Annotated in this window: 23 protein-coding genes; 12 read left to right on the top strand and 11 right to left on the bottom strand. The window is 37.1% G+C overall.

Going from position 1 to position 24,989, the window contains the following annotated elements; translation table 11 throughout:
- Positions 1-75: 75 nt before the first annotated feature.
- Both azu and serA read left to right on the top strand, forming a co-directional pair.
- A complete protein-coding gene (gene azu, locus J0871_RS15415; protein ID WP_075327480.1) occupies positions 76-624 on the top strand; it encodes an azurin in 549 nt (182 codons plus the stop codon).
- Between the two features lie 318 nt (positions 625-942).
- Positions 943-2,835 carry a phosphoglycerate dehydrogenase gene (serA, locus tag J0871_RS15410; RefSeq protein WP_093303604.1) on the top strand — a complete coding sequence of 631 codons (1,893 nt, stop codon included), beginning with the start codon at positions 943-945 and terminating at the stop codon, positions 2,833-2,835.
- A gap of 75 nt (positions 2,836-2,910) precedes the next feature.
- Here the strand turns inward: serA and J0871_RS15405 are convergent, their stop codons facing one another.
- The 3 genes from J0871_RS15405 to J0871_RS15395 all read right to left on the bottom strand — a co-directional run bounded on the left by J0871_RS15405 (position 2,911) and on the right by J0871_RS15395 (position 4,316).
- Positions 2,911-3,312, bottom strand: a complete 402-nt coding sequence (locus tag J0871_RS15405; RefSeq protein ID WP_208226131.1) for a hypothetical protein — start codon at positions 3,310-3,312, stop codon at positions 2,911-2,913.
- A gap of 69 nt (positions 3,313-3,381) precedes the next feature.
- Positions 3,382-4,065 (bottom strand): amino acid racemase, encoded by a 684-nt coding sequence (locus J0871_RS15400; RefSeq protein WP_208226130.1) that lies wholly within the window; start codon positions 4,063-4,065, stop codon positions 3,382-3,384.
- Between the two features lie 5 nt (positions 4,066-4,070).
- Positions 4,071-4,316, bottom strand: coding sequence for a hypothetical protein (locus tag J0871_RS15395; protein ID WP_208226129.1), 246 nt, complete (start codon positions 4,314-4,316; stop codon positions 4,071-4,073).
- A gap of 206 nt (positions 4,317-4,522) precedes the next feature.
- Between J0871_RS15395 and J0871_RS15390 the strand changes: the two genes are divergently transcribed.
- Positions 4,523-5,905, top strand: a complete 1,383-nt coding sequence (locus J0871_RS15390; protein ID WP_208226128.1) for an MATE family efflux transporter — start codon at positions 4,523-4,525, stop codon at positions 5,903-5,905.
- Between the two features lie 71 nt (positions 5,906-5,976).
- Positions 5,977-7,125 (top strand): MFS transporter, encoded by a 1,149-nt coding sequence (locus J0871_RS15385; RefSeq protein WP_208226127.1) that lies wholly within the window; start codon positions 5,977-5,979, stop codon positions 7,123-7,125.
- Positions 7,126-7,139: 14 nt separating this feature from the next.
- Here J0871_RS15385 and J0871_RS15380 read toward each other — a convergent pair whose 3' ends face one another.
- The 3 genes from J0871_RS15380 to J0871_RS15370 form a co-directional block, all read right to left on the bottom strand.
- On the bottom strand, positions 7,140-7,733 hold the full coding sequence (locus J0871_RS15380; RefSeq protein ID WP_208226126.1) for a hypothetical protein: 594 nt from the start codon (positions 7,731-7,733) through the stop codon (positions 7,140-7,142).
- Positions 7,734-7,966: 233 nt separating this feature from the next.
- A complete protein-coding gene (locus tag J0871_RS15375; RefSeq protein WP_243870521.1) occupies positions 7,967-10,516 on the bottom strand; it encodes an FtsX-like permease family protein in 2,550 nt (849 codons plus the stop codon).
- 3 nt (positions 10,517-10,519) lie between these two features.
- Complete coding sequence (locus tag J0871_RS15370) at positions 10,520-11,206, bottom strand: ABC transporter ATP-binding protein (protein WP_037315085.1); 687 nt, start codon at positions 11,204-11,206, stop codon at positions 10,520-10,522.
- A 73-nt stretch (positions 11,207-11,279) separates the two neighbouring features.
- Between J0871_RS15370 and J0871_RS15365 the strand changes: the two genes are divergently transcribed.
- Positions 11,280-11,972: an arylesterase gene (locus J0871_RS15365; protein ID WP_208226125.1), complete on the top strand. Its 693-nt coding sequence runs from the start codon at positions 11,280-11,282 to the stop codon at positions 11,970-11,972.
- Positions 11,973-11,990: 18 nt separating this feature from the next.
- Here the strand turns inward: J0871_RS15365 and J0871_RS15360 are convergent, their stop codons facing one another.
- On the bottom strand, positions 11,991-12,410 hold the full coding sequence (locus tag J0871_RS15360; protein ID WP_208226124.1) for a hypothetical protein: 420 nt from the start codon (positions 12,408-12,410) through the stop codon (positions 11,991-11,993).
- Complete coding sequence (locus J0871_RS15355) at positions 12,410-12,961, bottom strand: hypothetical protein (protein WP_146128759.1); 552 nt, start codon at positions 12,959-12,961, stop codon at positions 12,410-12,412. The genes J0871_RS15360 and J0871_RS15355 overlap by 1 nt, the downstream gene beginning before the upstream one ends.
- Positions 12,962-13,171: 210 nt before the next feature.
- Between J0871_RS15355 and dinB the strand changes: the two genes are divergently transcribed.
- A complete protein-coding gene (dinB, locus tag J0871_RS15350) occupies positions 13,172-14,389 on the top strand; it encodes a DNA polymerase IV (protein ID WP_208226123.1) in 1,218 nt (405 codons plus the stop codon).
- Entirely contained in the window at positions 14,389-17,367 is a 2,979-nt protein-coding gene (dnaE, locus tag J0871_RS15345; protein ID WP_243870520.1) for a DNA polymerase III subunit alpha, read from the top strand. Before dinB ends, dnaE begins: the two co-directional genes overlap by 1 nt.
- 135 nt (positions 17,368-17,502) lie before the next feature.
- On the opposite strand, the gene J0871_RS15340 is transcribed toward dnaE, so the two are convergent.
- Positions 17,503-18,450 carry a phosphoribosylaminoimidazolesuccinocarboxamide synthase gene (locus J0871_RS15340; RefSeq protein WP_208226122.1) on the bottom strand — a complete coding sequence of 316 codons (948 nt, stop codon included), beginning with the start codon at positions 18,448-18,450 and terminating at the stop codon, positions 17,503-17,505.
- Positions 18,451-18,502: 52 nt separating this feature from the next.
- A complete protein-coding gene (locus tag J0871_RS15335) occupies positions 18,503-19,456 on the bottom strand; it encodes a PhoH family protein (protein ID WP_208226121.1) in 954 nt (317 codons plus the stop codon).
- A gap of 220 nt (positions 19,457-19,676) precedes the next feature.
- Here J0871_RS15335 and J0871_RS15330 point away from each other — a divergent pair, with 220 nt between their 5' ends.
- From J0871_RS15330 to dnaN, 5 genes are all read left to right on the top strand, one after another.
- Entirely contained in the window at positions 19,677-20,516 is an 840-nt protein-coding gene (locus J0871_RS15330; protein WP_208226120.1) for an SAM-dependent chlorinase/fluorinase, read from the top strand.
- Complete coding sequence (locus J0871_RS15325) at positions 20,513-20,806, top strand: antibiotic biosynthesis monooxygenase family protein (RefSeq protein WP_208226119.1); 294 nt, start codon at positions 20,513-20,515, stop codon at positions 20,804-20,806. Before J0871_RS15330 ends, J0871_RS15325 begins: the two co-directional genes overlap by 4 nt.
- Positions 20,807-20,830: 24 nt before the next feature.
- The gene (gene gldF / locus J0871_RS17350; RefSeq protein WP_243870519.1) at positions 20,831-21,568 is read left to right on the top strand and encodes a gliding motility-associated ABC transporter permease subunit GldF; all 738 of its coding nucleotides are present in this window, start codon (positions 20,831-20,833) and stop codon (positions 21,566-21,568) included.
- 3 nt (positions 21,569-21,571) lie between these two features.
- A complete protein-coding gene (gene gldG / locus J0871_RS15320) occupies positions 21,572-23,242 on the top strand; it encodes a gliding motility-associated ABC transporter substrate-binding protein GldG (RefSeq protein WP_243870518.1) in 1,671 nt (556 codons plus the stop codon).
- A gap of 199 nt (positions 23,243-23,441) precedes the next feature.
- Positions 23,442-24,560, top strand: coding sequence for a DNA polymerase III subunit beta (dnaN, locus tag J0871_RS15315; protein WP_057481476.1), 1,119 nt, complete (start codon positions 23,442-23,444; stop codon positions 24,558-24,560).
- Positions 24,561-24,634: 74 nt separating this feature from the next.
- Here the strand turns inward: dnaN and J0871_RS15310 are convergent, their stop codons facing one another.
- Positions 24,635-24,973, bottom strand: a complete 339-nt coding sequence (locus J0871_RS15310; RefSeq protein WP_208226118.1) for a DUF4870 domain-containing protein — start codon at positions 24,971-24,973, stop codon at positions 24,635-24,637.
- Positions 24,974-24,989 lie beyond the last annotated feature (16 nt).

Genomic DNA, 24,989 nt, shown 5'->3' with positions numbered 1-24,989 from the left:
TAAATACATTAGCAATTAAAAATAATTTATCTTTGATATTGTAAATAACTAATTACAAACTATAAATAAGTAAATATGAAATTTTTAAGCAAAACTGTATTGATTTTAGGAGCCGTAGCAATGATTGCCTGCGGAGATAAAAAAGAGGAAAAAGAGGATAAAATTACTATTGGTGATGGTACAAGCCCACAGTCTCAAACTGAAGCCGCCACAGATAAATCTGCTTCAGAAATGAATTCTTCAGACGAAGATGTGGTTGAGGTGACTATTGAAGGAAATGACCAAATGCGTTTTAATAAAGACGAGATTAAAGTAAAGGCCGGGCAAACCGTTAGACTTACTTTAAAACACGTTGGTGAGATGGAAAAAACCGTGATGGGCCATAACTGGGTATTGCTAACTCAAGGTACCGTAATTAACGAATTTGGACAGAAAGCTGTACAGGCTAAGGATAACGATTATATCCCTGAAGGAACTGATGCGGTTATTGCCCACACTAAAATGATTGGTGGCGGAGAAGAAGTAACTATAGAATTTGAAGCTCCTGAAGCTGGTGAATACGACTTTATTTGTAGCTTCCCAGGTCACTATTCTGTGATGAAAGGTAAATTTATCGTAGAATAAGAGAATTTTTTAATTTTTTAGAAATGCCTTTACTGCGGAGATTTCCGTTTAGTAAAGGCATTTTTATTTTAGAGAGGTTATTTGAGTTCTGATTTTAATTTCTTCTAAAAGTTTTTTATTTGAAAAACCGAAGAAATTTCATTTTTAACTACTAATTTCAGTGGCTTTTTATAAGCTCTGTATTTTATAGCAGCTCATTTTATGAATTGTTGAAAATATTACCATAGCTAAAATTTTGACCGTGTATTTTTACTAAAATTGGTACGCTAAGATTGCTAAAAATAGTAGTTTTAGGCTTCATTTTAGATTACCTTAAATATGAGTGAGAACAAGCACTTTGTAATAGATTTTGATAGTACATTTACCCAGGTAGAAGCCCTGGATGTTTTGGGAGAAATATCCCTGGCCAACGATCCCGATAAGCAAAAAAACCTTGATGAAGTAGAAGCTTTAACCGATAAGGGAATGAAAGGAGAAATTTCTTTTAGAGAATCCCTGGTAGAGCGAATTCGGCTTCTAAAAGCCAATAAAAGTGATTTGCCAAAATTGGTAGAAAACTTAAGTGAGCGGGTATCTTCTTCATTTGTTAGAAACCGGGAGTTCTTTAACGATCATCACGAAAATATCTATATTGTCTCCAACGGTTTTAAAGAATTTATTGTTCCTATAGTTGAACCGTATGGGGTTAAGCCCGAAAATGTTTTTGCCAATACTTTTGAGTTTGATGAAGATGGTGAGATTGTAGGTTTTGATAAAGAAAACGTGCTTTCTTCAAATAACGGAAAAGTAGAACAACTTAAAAGATTAAAGTTAAAAGGCGATGTTTACGTAATTGGCGATGGTTATACCGATTATGAAATTAAAGCCGCCGGACTCGCCAATAAGTTTTATGCCTTCACCGAAAATGTAGAAAGGGCAAATATTCTTGAAAAGGCAGACCATATCACACCAAGTTTAGACGAATTTTTATTTGTACACAATATGAACAAAGCAATCTCTTACCCAAAAAATAGAATTAACGTACTTCTTCTTGAAAATGTTCACCAGGACGCAGTAGATATAATGAAGAAAGAAGGTTATAATGTAACTGTACATCCCGGAGCGATGGATGAAGATGAACTTTGTGAAAAAATCAAAGATGTATCAGTAATAGGGATTCGTTCTAAAACACATTTAACCGAAAAAGTGCTGGAAAATGCCAACCGCTTAATTGCCGTGGGTGCTTTTTGTATAGGAACCAACCAAATAGATCTTCAGGCCTGCTTAAAGAAAGGAGTTGCAGTTTTTAATGCGCCTTACAGTAACACAAGATCTGTGGTAGAACTGGCTATTGGGGAGATTATTTTATTGATGCGTAACCTGCCCGATAAAATGCGCTTAATGCACGAAGGGAAATGGGAGAAATCGGCTAACAATAGTTTTGAAACCAGGGGTAAAAAACTGGGGATTATTGGTTATGGAAATATAGGTGCCCAACTTTCGGTAGTTGCAGAATCTGTTGGTTTTGATGTTTATTACTACGATGTTGAAGAAAAATTACCAATGGGTAATGTTACCAAGTGTAACTCTCTAAAAGAACTTCTTGAAACTGTAGATATTGTGACCCTTCACGTAGACGGAAGAAAGGAAAATAAAGATATTATTGGGGAAAAGGAATTTGGTTATATGAAAGATAACGTGATCTTCCTGAATTTAAGCAGGGGGCACGTAGTAGATATTAAGGCGCTTAAAAAGAATATAGAATCTGGCAAAATAATGGGGGCGGGCATAGATGTTTATCCGCAGGAGCCAAAAACCAATAATGAAGAATTTGTTTCTGAATTAAGGAATTTACCAAACGTGATTTTAACGCCTCATATTGGTGGAAGTACCCTGGAAGCCCAGGAAAATATTGGGAATTTTGTTCCGGGAAAAATTATAGAATATATAAATACCGGAAGCACCACCAACTCGGTTAACTTCCCCAACTTACAATTACCGGTGCTTCAAAATGCACATAGGCTAATTCATATTCACGAAAACAGACCCGGAATTCTGGCAGAGATTAACAGGATTCTTGCCGGGCATGATATTAATATTGAGGGCCAGTATTTAAAAACCAATGAAACTATTGGTTATGTAATTACCGATATTGATAAGAAATACGATAAAAAAGTAATCAAAGACCTAAAAGGCTTAAAAGGAACAATACGTTTTAGAGTATTATATTAGAAAATATTTTTTCTGAAAAATATATCCCGGGGTTATTTTCAACTTAAAGAAATAGCTTCCAGGATTTGTTTGTGTTTAATCTAACTGAATTTCCAAAGGTCCTGAAACATGGTAAATGTGGCAGCAATCTGCACCAACTTTATATTCCTGTTCCAGTATTAAATTTTCCTCCTGAAATCCTTTAAAAAGAAGATTTATTTCATCATTTTTATACTCAGGGACTAAATTATCATTGAAAATGGAATAAAACCCATTTCCTGCATTTTCTGTCGAATTAAGGTCAATTTCGCGATTGTTGGTAATATCTCTAAGCGCAATACTGTCTAAAACTACCGGGTTTCCTTCAGCATTTGTTACTTTAACACTAATACTTCTAAATTCTTCGGTGCAAATTCCGTTGCATTCTCTTTCTTCCTCTTTTCCGCAGGAAAAAGTGAATAAAAGGATTCCGACGAGTAAAATAAATCTATGTAGCATACAATTAACTATTTTCTATAAGATACAGAAAACGTATAATGGTTGCGTAAAATTTGGAAGAAAAAGTGCTTAATCTTTCAAAATAAATTCTGTAGCTAATTGGGCGTGTAGCCTTGTAGTATCAAGAAGAGGAATTTCGGTATCCTTTTCTTTAATAAGCATTGGCAGTTCGGTACAGCCCAAAATTATCGCATCTGCGCCACGATCTTGTAGTAGTTGCATTTGCTCTAAATAGAAGTTCTTTGCTGTTTCGGTAAAATTTCCCTGCGTTAATTCTTCAGAAATAAACCTGTGGGTTTCATCAATATGTTCCTGCGAGGGAATTATAGTTTCAATTTGGTGGTTTTTCTTAAGTCTACCCTGAAGAAAATCGCCCGTCATTGTTGGTTTTGTTCCCAGCAAGCCAAGTTTTTTAAAATCTTTCTGTTTTGCTTCTTTAGCTATTGCATCGGCAATATGAAGAATGGGAATATCAATTTTTGGTTGCACAAAATCGTAAACCAAATGCGGAGTGTTGGCACAAATAATTATAGCGCCGGCACCGGCATTTTCCAGTTTTTGAGCAATTTCTAAATATGAATTTTTAATTTTTTCGGGATCGTTTTTACGCATCAACTTTACATTGAGGCTGTATAAAAGAAGTGGCGGATTTTGCTGCTTCCCAATTTTTTCGCCTACAAGCTCATTTAAAAGTCGGTAATATTCTATGGTAGAATGCCACGAGGTACCACCAATCATTCCCAGTAAATTCATAAATTTTAGTTTTCCCCTAAATTATGCAATTTTCGGTTTTCGTTAAATTCTTCTTTTTCTTTATGTCGAAATGAACTTAAAACCCCCACAGCTTCTAGAGCCGCAAATTCTGAATTATAGATAAATGTAATTTTAGACGCTTCTGAATCTGCATAAATATCACAAATGTCTTTAATTTTAGAAAGTTCTTTGGTAATGTATGTTATGCAATTACCAACATTAAGTTCTTCCAGTAACATAGTAGCTTTCATAATTTCTGATTTTAATTTACTACAAATATAAAGGCAGGACTCGGTAAATTTTATGAGGAAAATCAGTTTAAGCTATTTTACTTGAGAAAACCAGGGCTTCTTTCTTACTTTTGCAAATTACTTTTTAAAAAAACGCTGATAAAATAATGCCTAAGTAAGAGATTGAAATTTTCTTACCGGGAAGAATTTTTTAAAATTTAAAGAAATTGCGCAAGAAAAGGCAACCCATAAAATATACCGAAGGCAGGATTTTTAGCTCCCTGGCCAACCTGGCCTGGCCTATAATCCTGGCTAATATTTTACAAACCGCTTACCAGTTAATAGATACTTTTTGGCTGGGAAGACTGGGGGCCAATGCCGTAGCTGCGGTGAGTATTAGTTTTCCCATACTTTTTCTTATTCTCTCATTGGGCGCCGGTTTAACCCTTGCGGGAACAGTGATTGTTTCTCAATATAAAGGTGCTGAAAATCAGGACCAGGTTAATTACAGTTCTTCACAAACCGTTTTTGTAATATTTTTTATTTCGGTTTTACTGGCTATTGTAGGCTATTTTTCGTCAGAACCATTAATGAAACTCATAGGCGCAGGCCCGGAAATTTTAAGCGATTCGGTAAGTTATTTTAAAGTATCGTCTCTGGGCTTTATTTTTCTGTTTATGTTCTACGTTTTTCAGTCACTTATGCGGGGCATTGGTAATGTGCTGCTGCCCATGTATATAGTTCTTGCTACCGTATTTCTTAATTTAATTTTAGATCCGCTTTTTATATTTGGTTTTGGTCCTATTCCCGGGTTTGGAGTAGCGGGAGCTGCTGTTGCCAGTGTAATTACCCAGGGTATATCGGCCTTAATAGGATTACTTATTCTTTTCCGCGGAAATAAAGGCATAAAAATTAGTTTTAGCAGAATGAAATTCGATTTTAGCTGGACCCGAAGTATGTTCAATATTGGGATTCCTTCCAGTATAGAAATGTCTACCCGAGCCGGCGGAATGACGGTTATGGTAATGCTGGTAACCAGTTTTGGAAGCGAAGTTGTAGCCGCTTACGGTATTGGAAGCCGGGTTCTAAGTCTTATTGTAGTACCCGCGCTTGGTTTTGCTATTGCAACTACTACTTTAGTAGGGCAAAATGTTGGTGCCGGAAAAATAAAACGCGCTGAAAAAATTGGAAATTTAAGTGCTAAAATCGCTTTTTTTGGACTCACGGGAATAGGGATGGTTCTTTTCTTTTTAGCTGAACCAATTACTGCCTTTTTCGTGCCTAACGATCCCGGCGTGATTAGGGACGGTTCTTTGTTTATTAAAATTATGGCCCCCAGTTTTGGAGTGCTCGGTGTGCAGCAGGTTCTAAATGGTGTTTTTAATGGCGCCGGGTTTACTAAAGCTTCTTTGCTAATTTCTGTATTTGCCCTTTGGATTGTGAGATTTCCTACTGCTTTTATTCTGTCTAATAATACCGATCTTTCTTTTGAAGGAATTTGGTGGGCGTTCCCAATATCTAACCTAATCGCTGCCATTGTAGCTTTCACTTATTATAAAATGGGTTATTGGAAATTAAGAACTATTCGTTACCGGCACCGCCAACTTTAAATTTTTAGTTTTCTGAATTATTGTCCTGATAAAAAATAAACACCAATTTTATTCCCTCATAAGTTTTAAAAATGAAGATCGAAAACCAACAGCGAATTGCACTAAGCACTTACTTTTTTCTCTCGGGCTTTTGCTTTTCTACCTGGGCTTCCCGAATTCCTACTATTAAAATGGCATTCGATTTAAATGAAGCCGAATTAGGAAATCTACTTATGGTAATGCCGGTGAGTTCTTTAATTGGGCTTCCGGTTTCTGGCTGGTTGGTTTCCCGTTTTGAAAGCAGGTATCCGTTAATCGTTTCTTTTGTTTTACTTGCCGTCTCCCTTAATATTATAGGAATAGCCGACAGCCTTTTGTTATTAATAATAGGAATATTTTGCTTTGCATTTTCTATGCGAATTTTTAACATCGCTATGAATACCCAGTCTTTAACCTTACAAAAAGCATTTCCTAAAAAAATTATTGGATCCTTTCACGGTCTTTGGAGCACCGGCGGACTTTTAGGTGTAGCTTTTTCAACTTTGCTAATTAAATTTGATATTCCTATTTATCAGCATCTTCCGGCGGTTGCTGGTTTTACTTTTATTTTAGCTTTTCTTGCTTTCTCATTTTTGCTGAAAAAGGATCGTTCTACCCAGGGGAATAAGCTTCGCTTTGGAAAACCCGATAAACCTACCATGTATCTTGGTTTTCTGGTTTTTCTTGCAGCAATTAGCGAAGGTGGAATGTTCGACTGGAGCGGAGTTTATTTTAAAGAAGTGGTGAACGAAGATGTTTTTACGCTGGGCTACTTAATATTTATGATTTTTATGGCCCTTTCCCGTTTCTTTTCAGATAGAATTGTTGAAAAAATAGGAATGGAAAAGAATTATATCATAAGTGCTTCCCTGGTATGTTTAGGGGTTTTACTAATGATTGTTTTCCCTTATTTCTGGCCTGCATTAATAGGTTTTTGCCTGGTAGGTATAGGAGTGGCCGCAATAATTCCCATGACTTTTCTTCTCGCCGGTTCCTCTAAAAAATATTCGCCAGGAATGGCTATTTCAATAATTACCACCTATGCAATAGTGGGAATGCTTTTAGGCCCACCACTGGTTGGTTATTTAGCGCATTTATTTAATTTGAAAGTATCTTTTATCCTTTTCTTTATTTCGGCTTTAATGCTTATTCCTATTTCGCAGCTATTTTTTAGGCAGAAAGAAGAAAATATTCAGGAATAAATTTCAATAAATGCCTAATTCTTATCTGCCGGAGTAATCATAATATGAGCACGGTGCGTGCCGGGATCCATTAACCACGGCATTCCGGGAGTGTGAGGTTTGTCTGGAAGTCCGGTTTCCTCGGTAGTAGCATAAGGCATGTAAATCACATAACGCAGTTTTGCATCTTTAAGCTCCCCGGTCTCACGATTTAAATTTGCTTCTTTTCCAGAAAGTATGTAGGTCATACTCGGGGCATCGGGCATTTTTAATTTTCCGCTTTCTACTTCCTGCTGGCGCACTGCACGAGTATCCATCATATCTTTACCTTCAGCTTTTAATTCCCTACCGCGAGCCATAAAAGGCTCAAGTTTTTTATTATAACAACTTACTGAAACTCCGTTCATATTAGGATCGTCTGCAATACAAACCAGGTTGTTGGTGCCTTCTTTTAATAAAACGGGTTTCCCGTCACGATCATAACCATACACAGTTACTGCATCCCTGTCTTCTTCCGGCGCAGCCATACTGGCCATTTTTATTTGAATTTCTTCAGATAAATAATCTTCCTGGACTATTCCGTTAAAACTAAAAGCCAGAATCATTAAGCTATAAATTGCATTTTTCATTTTAAATTTATTTTAATTCACATTGTTTAAACTGCTAATTCCAGGATACGTCATGCTGAACTTGTTTCAGCATCCAGGATAAAAAGTATTTTAATTTAGCTTAGACCCTGAAACCATCTCGAAACTTCGGGACAGGGTGACGATTCAACCTAAGATGAGAATACTTTTTAAAAAGTCAAAAATTATTATTAATTATAATTTTTGGTAATCCTTTTCAGCTAAAGTTACATATTTTAAGTTACTTCTTTTCTTAAAACCTCCAGAGGTGGTTTTCGTATTACGCTTAAACTATTGCTTAATCCAATAATCAATACCAGTAAGACAATTCCCGGGAATACTACTAAAAATGGAACCAGAGATGGGGTAAATGGCGATTCAAAAACCAACCAGGCCAATAACTGACTGCTAATTAGAGAAAGTAATACACCAGATAAACCGCCTAAGGTTCCCAGGTAAATGTATTCTAAAGCGGTAATATTTAGAATTTGGCTGCCTTTAGCCCCCAAAGTTCGCAATAACACACTTTCGCTAATTCGTTGATATTTACTGGTTCTTATTGCTCCTAAAAGCACAATAACTCCCGTTAAAATACTGAAAAATGCCATAAAATTAATGATCCAGGAAATTCTTCCCAGGAGCATTTCAATAACATTTAAAACCTGTCTAAGATCAATTATAGAAACATTGGGAAACTGTTTCACCAATTCCTGCTGTAATTTAGCCGATGCATCTTCCCCCGGAACTTTGGTGGTTAATACGTGAAATTGCGGCGCGTCTTCTAAAACACCTGTTGGGAAAACCAGGGAGAAATTCAGTTGCATTCTAGACCAGTCTACAGTTCTAATACTACCCACAACTGCATCTAATAAAACGCCCTGCACGTTAAAAACAAGCTCGTCTCCAACTTTAACTTTAGCATCTTCAGCAAAATTATCGCTTATAGAAATAGGAACGGGACTAATATTTCCTCCTTCGGCGGTCCATTCTCCGCTTTCAATAAATTCAGAAGCAATAATTGAATCGCGATAAGTAACCCTAAATTCGTGGTTTAAAACCCAGCCGTTAATTTGGGAAGTAGTATCATTTCTTATCTCATTAACCGATTTTCCTGCTATATTTTGTACTCGCATAGTGACAATAGGAATATCGCTTAAAACGGGTAAATTATTCGCTTTTATTGTTTGTGCTACGGCTTCACGTTGTTCAGATTGTACATCTAAAAGAATCATATTAGGGCTATCGGCCTGGGATTCTATAGAAGCCTGGGCCAGTAGCAAATCTTTACTAAAATAAAGCGTACTAATTAGAAAAGTTCCTACACCAATGGCAAGTACCAGCGTTAAGGTTTGATTTTGTGGTCTAAAAAGATTCAGTAAGCTTTGCCGCGCTACAAAACCCCAGCTATGCGGAAAATATTTACGAATAGCCCGCATAAATAGATAGGCTATTCCAGCCAGGATTGAAAAAGTAACTAAAATTCCGCCTACAAATGAGAGTGAATATTTCCAATCTTCCAGTAGCCAAAGCGAAAACAAAAAGATGAATAAAAAGATTCCTAATGAAACTAAAATAATTGCCTTTCGGGATTTTTTAGAATCTTCTTTTATTACTCGTAGTGCCTGTAGAGGAGAAATATAAAGTGTTCCGATTAACGGGTAGAGCGCAAATAAAACCGACATCAAAATTCCTAATAAAATTCCCATCAAAATTACCTGTAAGGAAAAAGTGATTTGAACATCTACCGGTAACAAGCCTTCTAAAAGCCAGGGAAATAATTGCTGAAGAATTAAACCGAGGGCAGTACCTATAATTCCACCAATTAAGCCCATAAAAGCAACCTGGATAAGGTAAATTAAGAAAGTTTGTTTTTTACTGGCGCCCAAACATTTTAGAACAGCTACGGCTCGTAATTTTTCTTTAATGTAAATATGAATGGCGCTCGCAATACCAACACAACCAAGTAAGAGGGCAATAAAAGCCACAAGATTAAGGAACTTGCCGAAATTTTCATAGCGTCTTCCCAATCGGTCACTGGTGGAGGTGTGGGTATCTATATCGGCTTCTTCAGCATCAAGAATTGGATCCAGTTCTTCATCCAGCTTTTCCATATCGGTTTTAGGATCGGCTGTAAAATAGAATTCGTAATCTATACGGCTTCCGGTTTGTACAAGGCCAGATTCTTCAATAAACTTATATGGAATAAGTACCGGAGGCGCTACCGAACTAAAAATAGCTGTACTTCCCGGAACGCTATTGAGTGCCCCTGCAATTGGCAAAGTAACTTTTCCAATTTTAATGCTATCACCAGGCTTTATCCCTAACTGAAGCATTACAGTAGCATCAACCAAAGCCGCAGCATTTTCCTGGTAAGTTTTTGAAGCTTCTGCCGGCTGAGTTTCCAATTCGCCGTAAAACGGAAATCCACCTTCAATTCCTCTAACCTGCATTAATTTTGTGGCTTCGCTTTGCGGAAAAGCAGCCATCGAGGCAAATTTGATCTCCCGAGCTTCAGGCCCGCCCAGCGAATCCATAATTTGCATTACGCGTTCATTGGGTGCATCGTCGCTATCTATTTTAAAATCGGCGCCCATCAGCGCTTTAGATTGCAAGGAAATATTGTCTTTTAGATTTTCTCCAAAAGATTGAATGGAAACTACCGCGGCAATTCCCAGAACGATGGAAGCCATAAAAAGCGTCAACTTTTTACCGCTGGCTTTCCCGTCACGCCAGGCCATTTTAAAAAGCCAGTTAATACCGGGTTTAGAGGGTTTATTGTTGTTCATCTTTTATACTTGCGTTTCTTGATTTTCAACAATTTTTCCTCCTTTTAGTTTCAGAATATGCTGTGTTTTTGCTGCTAATTCAATATCATGAGTTACGATAATCAAAGTAGTACCTGCTTCTTTATTGAGATCGAAAAGCAATTCTTCTACTTTTTCGCCGGTTTCGGCATCGAGATTTCCGGTAGGTTCATCGGCAAATAAAACCGAAGGTCGCGTAGAAAAAGCACGCGCTAACGCCACTCGTTGCTGTTCTCCACCAGAAAGTTGGGAAGGATAATGATTTATACGGTCGCCTAATCCTACTTTTTCTAATAATTCTTTTCCTATTTTAGAAGCATCTTTATTCCCCTGAAGTTCTAATGGAACAGCTACATTTTCTAAAGCGGTAAGTGTGGGTAGCAACTGGAAATCCTGGAAAACAAATCCAATATGTTGATTGCGCAATAACGCTCTTTCATCTTCATCTAGCGTACTCAATTCGCTTCCGCATAAATCGATAGTTCCGGAATCTGGCCTGTCTAATCCCGCACAAAGACCCAGTAGCGTGGTTTTTCCACTTCCAGACGGGCCTACAATAGCAAAGGTTTTTTGTTCTTCTACTTCAAAATTAATATCCTGGAGAACTTTAAGTTTTTTAGAACCGCTGGAATAGCTTTTCTCCAGGTTGCGAACGTTTAATATCTTTGCCATCTTATTACTTGATTATTGTCTTTTTTGAATGCAGACAAAATAAGGAAATGATTTGATTATAAACCCCGTTGCTATGAGAAACTTGAAGTATTATTTTGCTGTTTTTTCAATATTTATAATGATTTCCTGCGGAGAAAATGCTGAAAAGAAATCGGAAGAAAAAAGCAAAGAAGAAACACAAACCGAAACCGAAGCTGAGGTAAGTGAAAAGAACGTGATTCTTTTCTTTGGAAATAGCCTTACAGCGGGAATGGGGTTAGAAGCTTCTGAAGCTTTTCCGGCGCTTATTCAAAATAGATTAGATTCCCTGAATTATAATTATGAAGTAGTAAATGCAGGATTAAGCGGGGAAACAACTGCCAGTGGGAAAAATCGCATAAATTGGGTGTTAAATCAGGATGTAGATATTTTTGTATTGGAATTAGGAGCGAATGATGGTTTACGCGGAATCCCAATAGCTGAAACACGTAGAAATCTTCAGGATATTATAGATACTGTAAAAGAGAAAAATCCCGATACTAAAATAGTTTTAACCGGAATGCAAATTCCACCCAACATGGGAGAAGAATATACCACCGATTTCAGAAATATTTTTCCTGAACTTGCCGAAGAAAATAATGTGCAACTCATTCCTTTTCTGCTTGAAGGCGTAGCGGGAGATCCTGAATTAAATCAGCAAGACGGCATTCATCCTACCGCCGAAGGTTACAAAATTGTGGCCGACAATGTATGGAGTGTTTTGGAAGATGTGGTAGAGAAAGAATAATTTATTCTGAAGGTTTTTCTAATGTTTTTTAGTCTTCTTCCGCCAGGGTAGTTTCTCACTCTTAGAAACTACAGCAAGACTTAAAGAGACCAATACAGAAATCGCTGCTGTAGTACCCAAAGCGCCACCATAACCTTTAAAAAAGGGACTCGCATTTAGGTAGATAATAGAAAAGATAAATCCTGAAAAACCTACCAATAAATAGCTGGGAAGTATTTTTGAAGAAACCATTCCAATAAAAGTAGCGCCAATAAAAACTATAGGGATGTTTTTGGTTAAGTATGGATTAAAAATATCAGGAAAAGAATAGAAAAATAAACCCACCAAAAGCGAGAGGCTTGCTGAAGCCCGAACAGCACCCTGCCTGTACTTGTTATTAACTATATAAGTTAGGATGGCAGAAATAATACCGGTGAGAAAAAGAATGCTTATTTCCATTAAAACAGGGTATATAAAATGGCTGAAGTGATGGCAATACTACCAAAAGCGATAGTTCCCAGTTTGCCGCCAAATCCGTTAAAAATATTTTTAGAAAGAATAAGAATGCTACCTGCGATAATACCCGCCAGTAAAATAAATTTTAAATTGGGCGCTACACTGGCCGAAGTCATTCCCACAAAAGCACCGCAGTAAATGGCGGGTGGCGCTTCTTTTAAAAGATTTGATTTTCTGTTTATTGAAGGCACAAAAGAAGCCAGGGTTCCTATAAATCCGGCGGCAAGTACCGGTCCAAATTTAAGTTCAATATTTATAAAAAATGTGCTTAGGGCACCGGTCACCGCAAAAAGAATAAGATAAAGATCTTTTATAAAATACCTTTCTTCTTGCCGTGGCGCTTTAAAATATGCAAGACTTATTAATACCGAAATTATCCCCAAAAATAAAAGTACGAGGGGAGCATTCATCTTATCAAAAAATATAGCGAACAAAAATGCAAACTGCATCATGATTAGAATAAAGAAAGATAATCTTCTGAATATTTTCGTCATACTTCAGGCTTGGTACTTTTAAGTCGGCAAAACTACTAAAACTATAAAGTTTAGGATGTTAGATTTTAATAATAAAAGGGCTTTTATTTTGACTTTTTCAGAATAATCGAGCTGAAAAATTCTTTTCAAAATTTAACGAAGCAGAATAATTTTGAGTTTAAATATTTTATAATTTTGGAAAATATCCTATAAAAAGGAAATAATCCAAAAATGAAGAAGAAGTCTATTTTACACCTGGATCTCGATGCATTTTTTGTTTCGGTAGAACGTAAACAAAATTCTGAATTGAATGGTAAACCGCTTATCGTAGGTGGTATGGGAGATCGTGGGGTAGTGGCGGCCTGTAGTTATGAGACGAGAAAATTTGGAGTACACTCGGGGATGGCAATGAAAGTAGCCCGGCAGCTTTGTCCGCAGGCCACCATAATTAAAGGTAATGCCAGTACTTATACCAAACATTCACACGTGGTGACCGAAATCATCAAAAGCCAGGTGCCCAGTTTTGAAAAAGCCAGTGTAGATGAGTTTTATGCCGATTTGAGTGGAATGGATAAATTTTTCGGAATTAATCAATTTGCGAGTGAGTTGAGGCAGACAATTATAAAAGAAAGTGGCTTGCCAATTTCTTTCGGACTTTCACAAAATAAGGTGGTTTCCAAGATCGCTACGGGAGAAGCCAAACCTAATGCCGAAATTGTAATTCCGCATGGAAATGAGAAAATCTTTCTTGCTCCATTAAGTGTAAATAAAATCCCTATGGTGGGAAATAAAACCTTTCAAAAATTGCTGAATTTAGGTGTTAGGGAGATAAAAACCATACAGGAAATGCCGGTGGAAATGTTGGAAAGCGTTTTAGGGAAAGCCGGTCGAACTATTTGGAAACGTGCTAACGGACTGGACGATACACCAATTATTCCATATCACGAAAGAAAATCTATTTCTACCGAGCGTACTTTTGGCCGCGATACCATAGATATGGTGCGCCTACACGCCACTTTGGTAGCTATGGCCGAGAGCCTGGCGTACCAGTTGCGGCGAGGCAATAAATTAACCAGCGTGGTAAGTGTGAAGATTAGATATTCCGATTACCAAACGCATTCCAAACAAGTGAAAATCTCATATACCAGCGCCGATCATATTCTAATTCCTAAGGTTGAAATCCTCTTTAAGCAACTCTATTCCCGCCGGTTGTTGATTCGGTTAATCGGGGTAAAGTTCAGCGGACTTGTAGGTGGAAATTACCAGATTAACCTGTTTGATGACTCTGAAGAAATGCTGAATTTATATAATTCTATAGATAAAATTAAAGAGCGTTTTGGAGAACATAGCGTGATGCGTGCGGTGACAATGGGCACAAAAACCATTGGCCGAATGGGAAATCCGTTTAACGGCGAACCGCCAATTGTGTTGGCGCACAGAAAACAATAATGATCTATTTAAACTGTCATACCTGGTATTCATTGCGCTACGGAACTTTTTCGGTAGAAAAACTCTGTGAGCTCGCCCGGGAATTTAAAGTGGAATCTCTAGCGATTACTGATATTAATAATACTTCGGCTTGTTTAAATTTTATAAAAATCGCTTCGGAATATGATGTAAAACCAATAGTAGGAATCGATTTTAGAAATGGAGCCGACCAACAATATATAGGACTTGCGAAAAATAATGAAGGTTTCAGGCAGTTAAACGAGCATTTATCGCAGCAACTTCATCTAAAAAAAGATTTTAAACCTGAAGCTCCAGAATTACCGGATTGTATTATAATTTATCCTTTTGAAAAAGTAGTAGCGAACAAAAAGACGAATTTTAGGAAGAATGAATTCATTGGAATTTCTGTAGAAAGTCTGCGGAAGCTTAAATTCTCTAAATACCTGGAATTTAAAGATAGGTTGGTTTTGCAGCAAAGTGTGAGTTTTAGGAATAAGCGTGACTATAATGCACACCGGTTGTTGCGGGCCATAGATAATAATGTTTTACTTAGCCAGCTTCCTGAAAACGAGCAGGGTTCTTTTTCTCATCAAATGATATCTTCAGAAATTATCACTTCGGAATTTGAAGATTTCTCCTATATTTTAGAGAACACACAGGAATTGGTAAATGCCTGCCGGGTAGATTTCAAATTCGGAAAAACCCAAAATCGAAATTTATTGGTCTCAGGTGACAGCCCTGAAGCTGATGTTGCCCGTTTAAGAAAATTATGTGATGAAAACCTGCCAAAACGTTATCCAAAGTTAGAAACAGAAGTTTTAGAGCGAGTAGAAAAAGAGCTGAATGCCATCATAAAACTCGGTTTTGTCTCTTATTTTTTGATCAATTATGATATTGTAAGTTATGCCCGGTCGCAGAATTTTCCGTTTATCGGCCGGGGAAGTGGCGCCAATTCTATTATTGCTTATATTATTGGAATTACCAATGTAGATCCCGTAGAGCTGGATTTATATTTTGAACGCTTTATTAATGAAAGCCGAAGTTCTCCCCCCGATTTTGATATCGATTTTTCCTGGAAAGATCGCAATGAAGTAACCCGCTTTATTTTCGATAAATACGAATTTACCGCTCTAATGGGGACTTACGTCACCTTTAAACGTCGGGCTGTGGCCAGGGAGCTGGGGAAGGTGTTTGGTTTGCCTAAAGAAAACATCGATAAACTTTCAGCAGGATTTTTTAGTGTAAATGAGCTGGATCAATTGGAGAAATTGGTGTTACGTTATAGTGCTTTAATTGAAGGTTTTCCCAATTATTTGAGCGTGCATTCCGGCGGAATTCTAATTTTAAATGACAGCGTATATAATTATGCCGCTACTTTTTTACCACCCAAAGGTTTTGAAACCATTCAAATTGATATGAATATTGCGGAAGAAGTTGGGATTCATAAATTCGATATTCTTGCCCAACGCGGACTCTCAAAAATCACCGATGCTATTGAAATTATAAAGGAAAATCAGCCGGAAGCTGAAATTGAGGATATTGAAAATATTGCTGTTTTTAAGGAAGATCCACAAATTAATGAGTTGCTAAAAACAGGCGATTGTATGGGGGTTTTTTATGTAGAATCTCCTGCGATGCGTGGTCTGCTCACCAAACTACAAACCGATAATTATTTAAATCTAGTAGCTGCGAGTTCCATAATTAGGCCCGGGATTTCCAGTGGTGGGATGAAAGAAGAATATATAAAACGGCATCGCGATCCTAAACGAAGAAAACAAGGCCACCCGGTGATGCTTGAAATTATGGGTGATACTTACGGGATTATGGTCTACCAGGAAGACGTAATGAAAGTGGCCCATAAATTCGCCGGACTTAGTTTTGAAGATGCCGATGTGTTACGACGGGGAATGAGTGGTAAGAAAACGGCTAAAGGCCAGATGGAAAGAATTGAAGCGAATTTCAGGGAGAATTGCAAGCAAAAAGGCTATAATAAAAATATCATTGATGAGGTTTGGGAGCAAATTTCCTCTTTTGCCGGGTATGCATTTCCAAAGGGACATTCGGCTTCTTATGCGGTAGAAAGCTACCAGAGTTTATATTTAAAGAAATATTTTCCGCTGGAATTTATGGTGGCTGCACTTAATAATGGCGGTGGATTTTATGATGTAGAAACCTACATCCAGGAAATTAGAAAATGCGGCGGAAAAGTGCATCCTCCCTGTATCAATAAAAGCGATCACCCAAATAGTATTTTTGGAAAAGATATTTACCTGGGATTAGGGTATATCAAAGAATTGGAAACTAAAACCGTGCAACAAATCCTGGAAAATCGGCAGTTTTTTGGTGTTTTTAAGTCCTTTGATGATTTTATAGATCGGGTTTCTATTTCAATAGAGCAGCTAAGTATTCTACTGAAAATCGATGCTTTTAGATTTACACAAACAGATAAACATCATTTATTATGGAAAGCTCATTTTAAACTGAATGCCTCTAAACCGGTAGCTACACAGGAAAAGTTATTTAATACCGCTCACCGGGATTTTGAACTTCCGCAGTTTCAATATTCAGCATTAATAGAAGCTTTTGACCAAATGGAATTACTAGGATTTCCACTTTGTTCTCATTTTAAATTGCTTAAAAATCCCATTGAAAAGTCAGTAAGAGCAAAAGATCTAAAAAATTATGTTGGAAAGGAAATTTTGATTTATGGCGCCCTGATCACCGCTAAAAAAACCGGAACTTCTAACGGGAAATATATGTATTTCGGGACTTTTTTTGACGCTGAAGGCGATGTTTTTGATACGGTTCAATTCCCTGCTACCGCAGAAAAATATCCGTTGCGCAGTAAAGGAATTTATAAATGCTACGGCAGGGTAAATAATGAGCTGGATTATATTTCTATTAGTATACAATGGCTGCAACGCCAGGACACCTTAACTGATCCCCGGTTGGTTGGGTATCAGTTTTCATCAAGCTGAAGATCCGAGTTCAGAATGACGAGAGTTACGTCATGCTGAATTTATTTCAGCATCTAATATGAATAGAAGAGTTGAGAATTTCTTCACAATTTAGACCCCGAAATAAATTCGGGGTGACGTAAAAAACAAAAACCTCTACTTCAAATACTCCAGGACATTATTTTCAATACGGGTTTCAATATTGCTGATGTCGCTTTTTACAAAAGCTTCCCCGGTGATCTTTTCGTATAATTCTATATACCGTTCAGAAACCGATTCGATATATTCATCGCTCATTTCGGGAAGAATTTGACCTTCTTTTCCCTGGAAATTGTTTTCAATAAGCCATTGTCTCACAAATTCTTTAGATAATTGTTTTTGTGGCTCATCGTTATTCTGTCTTTCCCGGTAACCATCGGCATAAAAATATCGGGAAGAATCGGGAGTGTGAATTTCATCTATTAGAACAATTTCTCCTTCAGCATTTTTACCAAATTCATATTTGGTATCAACTAAAATCAATCCTCTCTTTGCTGCAATTTCAGTTCCGCGTTTAAAAAGATTTCTGGTATACTTTTCAAGAATTTCGTAGTCTTCTTTAGAAACAATAGCACGTTTTAGAATTTCCTCTTTAGCAATATCTTCATCGTGATCGCCCTGTTCAGCTTTGGTTGCAGGAGTAATAATTGGCTCCGGGAATTTATCATTCTCCTTCATTCCGTTAGGCATTTCTACCCCACACAGCATACGTTTCCCGGCTTTGTATTCCCGGGCAGCGTGGCCGGCAAGATAACCGCGAATTACCATTTCAATTTTAAAAGGCTCGCAAGCCTGGCCAACCGCAACATTAGGATCTGGAGTGGCTTCCAGCCAGTTGGGTACAAGGTCGCGTGTGGCTTCCATCATTTTTGTGGCAATTTGATTAAGGATCTGACCCTTGTAAGGGATTCCCTTTGGCATTACCACATCAAAAGCCGAAAGCCTATCTGTTGCAACAATTACGAGTTTATTATTTTTTAAAGTATAAACATCCCGCACTTTACCTTTGTAAACATCGGTTTGGCCGGGAAAATTGAAATCGGTTTTTATAATGGTATTGTTCATTAGAATCTATTCTGAAATTTTGAAACTATATTGCGTGAAAATTGAAAATGATTTATTCTGTATGTTCAATTTCTTTATAGGCTGAAATTATCTTTTTCACGAGTCGGTGGCGAATCACATCTTTATCGTCAAGGTAAATTATTCCTACACCTTTTACTTCTTTAAGCACGAGTAACGCTTCTTTTAAACCTGAAATAACCCTGCGTGGTAAATCTATTTGCCCGGGATCTCCGGTAATCATAAACTTGGCACTTTTCCCCATTCGGGTAAGAAACATTTTCATTTGCGCGTGGGTAGTATTTTGGGCTTCATCCAAAATCACAAAAGCATTATCTAAGGTTCGGCCACGCATAAATGCAAGTGGTGCAATTTGAATCACTCCTTTTTCTATAAATGAATCAAGTCTTTCCTGCGGAATCATATCCCGAAGCGCATCATAAAGCGGCTGCATATAAGGATCTAATTTTTCCTTTAAATCGCCGGGAAGAAATCCCAGGTTTTCACCAGCTTCAACCGCGGGACGGGTAAGAATAATCCTGCGAACTTGTTTTTCTTTTAATGCTTTTACGGCAAGCGCAACGCCGGTGTATGTCTTTCCGGTTCCTGCAGGGCCAATGGCAAAAACCATATCGTTTTTACGCATTAGCTCAACCAGCTTTCTTTGGTTTGCGGTTTGGGCTTTTACCAATCGGCCGCCCACCCCGTGAACCAAAACTTCACCGCTTTCGTCTGAAGTTTGATAATCTGAACTTTTCTCGCTGGTTAGCACCCTTTCAATCACATTCTCATCCAGTTTATTATACTTTCCGAAGTGTTCCATTAGCATTGTGATGCGTTCATCAAATTCTTCCAGCATTTCCTCGTCTCCAAAAACCTTAATTTTATTTCCGCGGGCTACAATTTTTAGCTTTGGAAAGTATTTTTTAAGAAGTTCAATATTCTCGTTTTGTTGCCCAAAAAATTCGCGGGGATTAATCTCAGAAAGTTCAATTACAATTTCGTTCAAAGGCTTATGGTTTTAGTTGAAAAACAATATCAAAATATTTTTATTTATAGTTATTCTTTATTTGTTGCTACTAAGTTTTAATGTTAATTTTGGCAGTTAGAAGATAGGTTGAAATACCTAACTTTTCTTTTTCAAAAAAACCAATAAACTTAACTTCGCTTACTATACAAACTTACATAAAATAAGCGCTTACAAGTTAAAAAAATATTAACAATCACCTATGGCTATCATTACTTTAACCACCGATTTTGGCGAGAAAGATTACTTTGTGGGAGCGGTTAAGGGAGCTATTTACAGCGAATTAAAAGAAGTTAGAATTGTTGATATTTCACATTCAGTTTCCCCGTTTCATATTAGTGAAGCGGCCTACATTATAAAAAACGCTTATAATAGTTTTCCTAAAGGTAGTATTCATATAATTGGGATCGATTCAGAATTTACACCAGAAAATAAACACCTGGCTGTTTTACTGGACGATCACTATTTTATTTGTGCCAATAACGGGATTTTATCTTTGCTGGCTTCAGAAATTAAACCTGAGAAAGTTGTGGAAATTAATATTCACGATGCTATAGAAACCAATTTCCCGGTTTTAGATGTGTTTGTAAAAGTAGCCTGTCATTTAGCTCGTGGAGGAACGCTGGAAGTAATTGGAAAAAATATTAGTGAGATAAAATACCTAAAACAGTTTGAACCTGCTATTAATTCTGAAAAAAACCAGATTGTTGGTCACGTTTTATATATTGATAATTATGGAAATGTAGTTACTAATATTAGTCGGAAGCTTTTTGACCAGGTAGGCAAAGGAAGAAATTACTTAATTAGTGCCCGAATGGTCACTTTTCCAAAAATTTATGAAGCATATTCTGATTGGATTAATTTTGAAGTGGAAAAAGAGAATCGGGGAGAAGAAGATGGCAAAAAACTTGCGCTATTTAATTCGGCCGGGTATATAGAACTGGCAATTTATAAAAGTAATCCTTCTACAGTAGGCAGCGCATCTACACTTTTTGGACTGGAACACCGCGATACGGTAACTATTAAATTTGAAGAAAAATGATACACAGAATTGTGAAAATGGAATTTGATCCCGAAAAAATTGAAGAATTCCTTTCTAATTTTGAACAAAACAAAAAGAAAATAAGAGAATTTGGCGGTTGTTATAAACTGGAATTATTACGGGACCAGGACAATACAAACATCTTTTTTACGTATAGTTACTGGGTAGATGAGCTCTCTTTAGAACGTTACCGAAATTCAGAGTTATTTAAAAATGTTTGGACAAAAACTAAGGTACTTTTTAATGCTAAACCAAGGGCGTGGAGCACCAATATTATAAGTAGCCAATAATTTAATTTAGAATCATATTTGCCAATGCTGGCCATTTTAAACAAAGAAATAAACTCTTTTTTTTCATCACCAATCGGTTACCTGGTCACTGGAATCTTTTTGGTGGTTTGTGGTTTGTTTTTGTTTGTTTTTACCGGAGATTACAATATCTTGGATAACGGATTTGCCGATGTAAAACCATTCTTTAATCTTGCCCCCTGGATTTTCATTTTTCTTATTCCCGCAATTACCATGAAGAGTTTTTCTGAAGAGAAAAGACAGGGCACTATGGAATTGCTGCTAACTCGCCCCATTGGTTTTACACAACTTGTTTTAGGAAAATATTTTGGCGCTTTAATCCTGGTGATTTTAGCTATTTTGCCCAGTATTTTATATGTAATTACTATTCACCAACTGGGAAGTCCGGCGGGAAATTTTGATTTAGGTGCAACTCTTGGATCTTATTTAGGCTTAATTTTTCTTGGAGGCTGCTATACTGCAATTGGTATTTTTGCTTCTTCGCTTTCTCAAAATCAAATCATCGCATTTATCATCGCAGTTTTTTTATGTTTTCTAAGTTACTTCGCTTTTGAAGGCCTAGGAGATTTAGACCTTTTTGGAAGTACTAATTATGGAGCAGAATATCTTGGGATCAGCTTTCATTACCAAAGCATAAGCAGAGGTGTGATAGATACTCGGGATATTATTTATTTTCTAAGTTTTATAGTTTTCTTTTTAAAACTTACGCAGTTAAGGTTAATAGCAATTCAGAAAAATTCTTAGGCTTTGAAACACCAAAACACCTATAAAAACGTTTTTCTGTGGCTTGTTGCACTTGTAGCGATAAACCTGCTAGCAGCCCACTTTTTTGAGCGCATAGACCTTACCCGAGACCAACGTTACACGCTATCTCCTGCGGCAATGGAAATTGTTTCAGATGCTGATTCTCCCATTGTTATTGAAGTCTTTTTAGAAGGAAATTTCCCATCAGAATTTAGAAGGCTTCGGAATGAAACCAGGCAAATGCTGGAAGAGTTTTCAGCTTATAACAGTAATATAAAATTCACTTTTACCAATCCCTTAGAAGAAAGTAAGGACGCTGAAACTATCGCACAGGAATTTTATCAGCAGGGAATGCCGCCGGCAAGGGTAAGCGTTCAGGAAAACGGTAAGAGTTCTGAAGCTTTGGTTTTTCCGTGGGCTGTGGCCAGACTTGGCGATAAAGAAGTGCAAATTCCTTTATTAAAAAATAAACTGGGTGCTACCGATGAAGAACGGGTTTCAAGCTCGGTACAGCAGTTAGAATATGCTATTGCCAATGCATTGAATAAATTAGTTTATCCGCGGAAAAAGAAAATTGCGGTAATGCGTGGTAACGGTGAGTTGCCCGATGCACAAATAGCTAGTTTTATAAAGACGCTGCAGGAATATTATTTTATGGCGCCGTTTACTTTAGATTCGGCGGCTGTAAATCCTCAAAAAACGCTTCAGCAATTAAAAGGGTACGATTTGATTATCGAGGCAAAACCTACCGAGGCCTTTACCGAAAATGAAAAGTATATTTTAGATCAATATACAATGAGCGGTGGTAAATCACTTTGGCTAACCGAAGCCGTTGCTATGGAAACCGATAGTTTGCTGAATCCTTCCGGGAGAGCTTTTGCTTTACCTCGTGATCTTAATTTAGGCGATTTTTTCTTTTCCTACGGAATTAGGATTAATCCGGTTTTGATCAACGATATTTACTCAGCGCCGATTATTTTGGCCTCTGGGCAGGGAAATAATACTCGGTTTAATCCGTATCCCTGGTTTTACAGTCCGTTAACCACTTCGCCCAACGATCACCCTATTATTAATAATATTGAAGCTGTGAAATTTGAATATGCCAATCAAATTGATACGCTTCAGAATAAGCTTGAAAAAACAATTTTATTAAGCAGTTCTCCGCAAACCAGGGTAGAAGGTACGCCCCGCGAAATTAGCCTGGAGATGGTAAGCCGGGAACCGGATTTGGCTTCCTATAAAGATGGCGAGCAGCCACTGGCCGTTTTGCTGGAAGGAGAATTTACTTCGGTTTATAAAAACAGGATCAAGCCATTTGAAATTGAAAATCCTTTAAACCAAAATGAAGAAACCAAAATGCTGGTAATTTCAGATGGAGATGTTATTAAAAATGAAGTGCAGCGCGGAAAGCCTTTAGAAATGGGGCTTGAACGCTACACCGGAAATACCTATGGAAACAAAGAATTTTTACTGAATGCCGTAAATTATATGCTGGATGACAGCGGACTTATTGATATTCGCAGTAAAGAAATTAATATCGCTTTCCTAGACGATCAAAAAACTGCTGATGAACGTGAAAAATGGCAGGTGATTAATATTATTCTTCCTTTAATTATCCTGGGACTTTTCGCTTTCGGATTTAATTATTTCAGAAAAAGGAAATACCTGAAATAGCTTTCTTAGACTTCAATTTTCAGGAAATAAAATCAACATATTAACAATCTTAAAAAGATTATTCGTTATAAGTGTCTGTTTTGTAGTTATTTACTTCATATTTTTTTGTTTTTGATGTTAATAAAAACTCGTCGGCACAAGCTTTATTTTTAACAGATTAAAATATATTTGTAATGATTTCTAATTAATCACAAAGCCGATGAAATTTATTGTATCCAGCAGTTATTTGCTGAAACAGCTTCAGATATTGGGTGGGGTTATTAACAACACCAACACCCTTCCAATTTTAGACAACTTTTTATTCGATCTTAAGCAGGACGAGCTTACGGTTTCTGCCTCAGATCTTGAAACTACAATGTCTGCAAAACTTAAGGTAGAATCAGATTCCGAAGGGAAAATAGCGGTTCCTGCAAAATTGCTTTTAGATACGCTAAAAACCTTCCCGGAGCAGCCCTTAACTTTTGTTGCTGAAGATAACAACACCATAGAATTAAGCTCTAATCACGGTAAATATGCACTTGCTTATGCCGATGGTGAGGAGTTTCCAAATCCTGTTGAATTGGAAGATCCTAGCAGCACCGTTTTAGAAGGTGATATTTTAGCTACCGCGATTAGTAAAACCATTTTCGCTTCAGGAAACGACGATCTTCGCCCGGTAATGAGCGGGGTTTTCTTTCAGTTTACTACAGAAGGTTTGACTTTTGTAGCTACTGATGCGCATAAGTTGGTAAAATACCAACGTGAGGATGTTACTGCTTCTCAGGCTTCAGACTTTATTATGCCGAAAAAACCATTAAACCTTCTAAAAGGAATTTTGGCCGGTAGCGAAAGCGAAGTACTTATAGAATACAACGATTCTAATGCGAAATTCACTTTTGATGATACGCAATTAGTTTGCCGTTTAATTGATGGGAAATACCCTAATTACGAAGCGGTAATTCCGAAAGAAAATCCGAATAAATTAACTATAGAGCGCAACCAATTTTTGAGTTCGGTTCGTAGGGTTTCTATTTTCTCTAATAAAACCACGCACCAGGTGAGATTAAAAATTGCCGGGGCTGAATTAAATATTTCTGCGGAAGACGTAGATTACAGTAATAAGGCCGAAGAGCGTTTAACCTGTTCTTACCAGGGAGACGATATGCAAATTGGTTTCAACTCGCGTTTTCTTACTGAAATGCTGAATAATTTAACTTCCGACGAAGTTCAACTTGAAATGAGTCTACCTAATCGAGCTGGAATTTTAACTCCTGTAGATGGTTTAGACCCGGGAGAAAAAATTACGATGCTGGTTATGCCGGTGATGCTTAATAATTAATATTGAGTATAAAATTGAGTATATAGAAAAAAGCAGCCAATTGGCTGCTTTTTTTATTTTGAAAATTTTCAAGTTTATTTCATAATTTCAATGGTTAGCGGATAATTAGGTATTTCTCCGTTGCTCACTTTAATAGCATTTACTATAGGAATAACCACCATTAAAATTGCTATTCCAATAAGAGCGATTATCCCAAGTCCGAATAAAAAGATTAACGGAATACATAACAAACTGTATATAAACATACTTATTTGGAAATTGATAATCATTTTTCCGTGAAAATCCATTCCGGCAACTTTATCTTTTTGGGTAAGCCACAGGATTAACGGAACTATAAAGCCGCCAATTCCAGTAACTAAATCCAATAACTGACTTAAGTGGGTAAGAACGAGCATTTGGTTGTCTTCTCTCATTTTTTTTTTGATTGAT

The organism is Salegentibacter sp. BDJ18, from assembly GCF_017579965.1.
GTDB lineage: Bacteria > Bacteroidota > Bacteroidia > Flavobacteriales > Flavobacteriaceae > Salegentibacter.
Note: the sequence above shows the minus strand (reverse complement) of the source record. Positions and strands in the feature narration are given on the sequence as shown.